Here is a 1,665-nt window from a genome sequence, read left to right as displayed (position 1 = left end):
CGGCGTTTTTCAAGGTAGTTGTCGCGTCACCGCCTAACTATGCTGCTCTTTTTTCGCCCTGCTGCTCCCGATCCGGATTCAGCAGCACCATGCCTATCGGCTCCCAGTTCCGTGTTTGCCCAGACCAGCGTTCCGGGCGTTTCTCCCGGGCTTGCTCGTACAGTTCATGGCGCCGAGCCAGGATCTGATGATCCTGACCACGGTGCCGTTCGGCCGGTGTCACGAAGCGGATCCGGCTATGCCGGTGCTCGTGGTTATACCAGCGTATAAAGTCCCTGACCCAGGCGCGTGCGACGTCCAGGCTGGCGAAGCCATCCACCGGCCATTGCGGGCAGTACTTCAACGTTCTGAACAGTGATTCCGAGTACGGATTGTCATTGCTCACACGCGGCCGGCCACGTGACGGCGTGATGCCCAGATCCTGCATCTTGCTCAACAGTGTCAGCGATTTCATCGGCGCACCGTTGTCCGAGTGCAGCACCAGCGGCTCGCGCCAACACTGTTCGCCGATCACGCTGCGTTGCAGCAGCGCAGCCGCCTTCTCGCCGCTTTCCTCTTCGTAAACCTCCCAGCCCACGGCCTTGCGGCTGTAAATGTCCTCGATCAGGTACAGGTAGTAATACTTGCCACGCACCGGCGAGGGCAAATATGTGATGTCCCACGACCACACCTGGTTCGGCCCTTTGGCCGTGTGAGTTGTCGGTGCCGCGTGTCGTCTGGGACGCTGGCTGCGGCCTCGATGCTGTTGTTGGCCTGCTGCACGCAGCACCCGATAAAACGTGGCCTCCGAGGCCAGGTAGCGCTGTTGATCGGCCAGTCTCGGTACGATCTGGCTCGGCGGCAGGTCGGCGTATTCCGAGCTGTTGCACAGTGTCAGGATCGCCTGGCGTTCGATCTTGCTCAGCGCATTGCGGGGTGTAGGCCGCACCGTGGTCGTTCGGGCGTCAGCCTGAACAGCCCCGGTTTCAGTCCAACGCTGCAAGGTTCTGAGTGAGAGGCCGACCTCCTGGCAGGCCCTGATTTTCCGGGCTCCGGCCACTTGGGCTTCATTCACCCAGGTCACGAGTAACTGCCGCTCCGGCAAGGCGGTCAGTTGTCCTCGTTGTCGATCCCCCAGTAGTCGTTGAGCTTTTTTCGCAGCACCAACAACGCGGCGGTTTCAGCCAGCGCCTTGTCTTTGCGGCGCAGCTCGCGCTCAAGTTGCTCGATACGTTTCTTGTCCTTGCGGACCTGCTCGCGATCATCTTTGCTCTGAGCTTTTTCCGTCTTTTGACCGCTAATGAAAGCCTGGCGCCACGCCTTGATTTGCTCGGGGTACAAGCCCTTGCGACGGCAGTACTCGCCTAGTTCAATCTCGGACAAGTTGGCGGCTTCAAGGACGACGGCAAACTTGGTTTCGGCTGTCCAGTTCTGGGCCGATGGGGTGTTTTCGGGCACTGCGTTTCCTTCAGAACCGACCTGCTTGCGCCAGTTCGACAATGACATTTCGCTGACCCCTTCGCGCCGGGAAACCTCGGCCATCGAAAGGTTGAGCGGGGGAAGCAACATCTTGAGCAATGCGGCTTTGCGTTCAGGTGAATAGTACGGCACGAACAGTCTCTTTCCGCCCCCGATCTGCTTTTTCAGGAAAATTCGGAGAGGCGACAACTATCCTGACACCGGGGG

1 protein-coding gene is annotated in these 1,665 nt (G+C 59.7%); it reads right to left on the bottom strand.

Going from position 1 to position 1,665, the window contains the following annotated elements:
- Positions 1-37: 37 nt before the first annotated feature.
- Positions 38-1,590, bottom strand: a protein-coding gene (locus AACY42_RS28350; RefSeq protein ID WP_339483803.1) for an IS3 family transposase whose coding sequence is annotated in 2 segments (ribosomal slippage) — positions 38-1,128 and positions 1,128-1,590 — 1,554 coding nt in all. Because the reading frame shifts where the segments join, the coding sequence is not laid out codon by codon here.
- Positions 1,591-1,665 lie beyond the last annotated feature (75 nt).

It is taken from the genome of Pseudomonas sp. RL_5y_Pfl2_73, from assembly GCF_963970515.1.
In the GTDB taxonomy this organism is placed as follows: Bacteria; Pseudomonadota; Gammaproteobacteria; order Pseudomonadales; family Pseudomonadaceae; genus Aquipseudomonas.
This window is presented reverse-complemented; position numbering and strand designations above follow the sequence as displayed.